We start from the raw sequence: 2,697 nt of genomic DNA, 5'->3' as shown, positions 1-2,697 counted from the left end.
GCGTGTCCGAGGGCGCGTGTCGGCGACGCCGCGCGATGCCCGCGAACCCCGCGACGTCCGGGCCACGCGACGCCCGGGGCCCGCGACGCCCGGGGCCCGCGATGCCCGGGGCCGCGCGGTCAGACCGCCGGCACCGCCGGCAGGTGGTGGGCGTCCCGCGCCGTGTCCGTGACGTTCGCCAGGAAGCCCCGGGCCCGGGGGGAGGCGTTCCGGGTCAGCCAGGCGGGGTCGATGTCGCAGACCGCGACGGTGACCCCCGTGCCGGCCAGGGCGAGCGGGAGGGTGTGGACGACCGTGGACGGGAAGCTGACGACGGTGCGGCCTATGGGGCCGCGGCGGGCGATCAGTTCCAGGGGGAGTTCGGGGCGGACGATCTCCAGGCCCGTCCCGACCGCCAGCCGGTGGAGTTTCTCCGTGCTCTCGCGGCGGTGGGCGAAGTAGCGGGTGGCCCCGTGGGTCCCGGCCAGGGACCGGACGGCCTCCAGGTAGGCGTCGGCGTCCACCACACCGGTCTCCACCAGGGACGTGCCCACCAGGTCGGCGCCCCGGGTGATGCGGGGCGGTCCGAAGCGGTCCCGGGTCCAGGCGAAGGTGTGGGCGGTGAGCGTGACGCCGGGCGGGGTGTCCTCCATCGGCATCGAGGAGAAGACCTCCACCCGGCGCTGCTCGCCCGGGGTGAGCCGGTGCCGGGCGACGGCCGACACCGGGGCGAGGAGCAGGTCGCGGGGGCCGGGGCGGCCGCCCTTGCGGTGCCAGCGGACCAGGCGTTCGCCCCGGGCCAGCTGGCCGACGAACTCCATGGTCGCCGTGCCGTCGTCGACGACGACGAGGTCACGGGCCCGGGTGATCGTCAGCAGGAGCTGGACGTACCGCGAGAAGGGGTCGCCGAGGACGATCCGGGAGGCCCGGCGGAGCGGGCCGGCCAGGCCGCCGATCGTCTGCAGCGGCGCGGCCGGGCCGCCCCGGGCCTCCTCCCAGCGGACCTCGTGGCCCTCCTCGCGGGCCAGTTCGGACATGCGGCGCAACTGGCCGCGCGTCATCGGGTCGACGGGGGACAGCACCACGAGGGCGAGCCCCGCGCCGGGAGCGTGCGCGTGCGCCCACTCCAGCACGTTCAGCAGCTGTACCGGACTCTCGACGAAGGCGAGGGTGTGGGGGCCGGCCTTCCCGGCACGGGGGCTCATCGACGTACGCCGTTCCCGTCTTGAGGGGAGTGGAGGATTCGGTGTGCTCAGACCGTCAGCGGTTCGCCCGCCGCCGCCGCGATCTCCGCCTCGGCGACCGCACCGGGGACGCGGCGCAGCTTCTTCATCGGGCCCAGCTCGGACTCGTAGACCTTCTTCACGCCGTCGCCGAGGGACGCCTCGATGGTGCGGATGTCGCGGACGAGGCGCGTCAGGCCCTGCGGCTCGACGGAGGCGGCCTGGTCGGAGCCCCACATGGCGCGGTCCAGGGTGATGTGGCGCTCGACGAAGACGGCGCCGAGGGCGACGGCGGCCAGGGTGGTCTGCAGGCCGGTCTCGTGGCCGGAGTAGCCGATCGGGACGTTCGGGTACTCCTGCTGGAGGGTGTGGATGACCCGCAGGTTCAGCTCCTCGGCCTTCGCCGGGTAGGTGGAGGTGGCGTGGCAGAGCAGGATGTTCTCGCTGCCCAGGACCTCGACCGCGTGGCGGATCTGCTTCGGGGTGGACATGCCGGTGGAGAGGATGACCGTGCGGCCGGTGGCGCGCAGGGCGCGCAGCAGCTCGTCGTCGGTGAGCGAGGCGGAGGCGACCTTGTGGGCCGGGACGTCGAACTTCTCCAGGAAGGCGACGGCCTCGGTGTCCCACGGGGAGGCGAACCAGTCGATGCCCTTCTTCTTGCAGTAGGCGTCGATCTGGCGGTACTCCTCCTCGCCGAACTCCACGCGGTGGCGGTAGTCGATGTACGTCATCCGGCCCCAGGGGGTGTCGCGCTCGATGTCCCACTGGTCGCGCGGGGTGCAGATCTCGGGCGTGCGCTTCTGGAACTTGACCGCGTCGCAGCCGGCCTCGGCGGCGGCGTCGATCAGCTTGAAGGCGTTCTCGATGTCGCCGTTGTGGTTGATGCCGATCTCGCCGGTCACGTAGACGGGGCGGCCGGGGCCGGCCTCGCGGGGACCGAGGGTGCGGATGCGGGAGTTGCTCATGACAGGGGGTTCCTTACTTGGGGAGGGAATCGAGAGAGGGACCGAGGATCCAGCCGGCGATCTCCCGGATCGCGCCGTCGCCGCCGGGGAGGGCGGTGACCGCGCGTGCGGCGCCGCGTACGACGTCGTGGGCGCTCGCGACCGCCACGGGCCAGCCGACGAGGGCGAAGCACGGGAGGTCGTTGACGTCGTTGCCGACGTAGAGCACGCGCTCCGGCGCGATGCCCTGTTCCTCGCACCACTGCTTGAGGGCGAGGTCCTTGCGGTCGACGCCGTGCAGCACGGGGAGCTTCAGCTTGCGTGCGCGGGCGGCGACGACCGGGTTCTGCTCCGTGGACAGGATCAGCAGCTTCAGACCGCTCCTGCGCAGGGCGGCGATGCCGAGGCCGTCGCCGCGGTGCACGGCGACGAACTCCTGTCCGGTGGAGTCGATCAGCACCCGGTCGTCGGTCTGGGTGCCGTCGAAGTCGAGGACGACCGCGTCGATGTCGTCGGCCGCGGGGAGGCGGGCGGGAGGATCGGCAGCGAGG

The 2,697-nt window shown here is 73.3% G+C and carries 3 protein-coding genes; all 3 read right to left on the bottom strand.

Annotated features, from left to right (window positions below; all coding sequences use genetic code 11):
- Nucleotides 1-119: 119 nt before the first annotated feature.
- Nucleotides 120-1,184 (bottom strand): hypothetical protein, encoded by a 1,065-nt coding sequence (locus B7L92_RS17555; protein WP_081238541.1) that lies wholly within the window; start codon nt 1,182-1,184, stop codon nt 120-122.
- Between the two features lie 47 nt (nt 1,185-1,231).
- Nucleotides 1,232-2,167 carry an N-acetylneuraminate synthase family protein gene (locus B7L92_RS17550; protein ID WP_081238540.1) on the bottom strand — a complete coding sequence of 312 codons (936 nt, stop codon included), beginning with the start codon at nt 2,165-2,167 and terminating at the stop codon, nt 1,232-1,234.
- A 13-nt stretch (nt 2,168-2,180) separates the two neighbouring features.
- Nucleotides 2,181-2,697 (bottom strand): KdsC family phosphatase (locus tag B7L92_RS17545; RefSeq protein WP_143626340.1); only part of this gene is annotated, 517 nt, incomplete at its 5' end.

Source organism: Streptomyces viridosporus (assembly GCF_002078235.1).
Taxonomy (GTDB): domain Bacteria; phylum Actinomycetota; class Actinomycetes; order Streptomycetales; family Streptomycetaceae; genus Streptomyces; species Streptomyces viridosporus.
The sequence above is the reverse complement of the archived record's forward strand: the minus strand, read 5'-3'. Positions and strand labels throughout refer to the sequence as shown.

Bases quoted from the DNA above. Each gene is read 5' to 3' on its own strand.
- B7L92_RS17550 (WP_081238540.1), bottom strand. From the start codon at position 2,167: ATGAGCAACTCCCGCATCCGCACCCTCGGTCCCCGCGAGGCCGGCCCC.
- B7L92_RS17555 (WP_081238541.1), bottom strand. From the start codon at position 1,184: ATGAGCCCCCGTGCCGGGAAGGCCGGCCCCCACACCCTCGCCTTCGTC.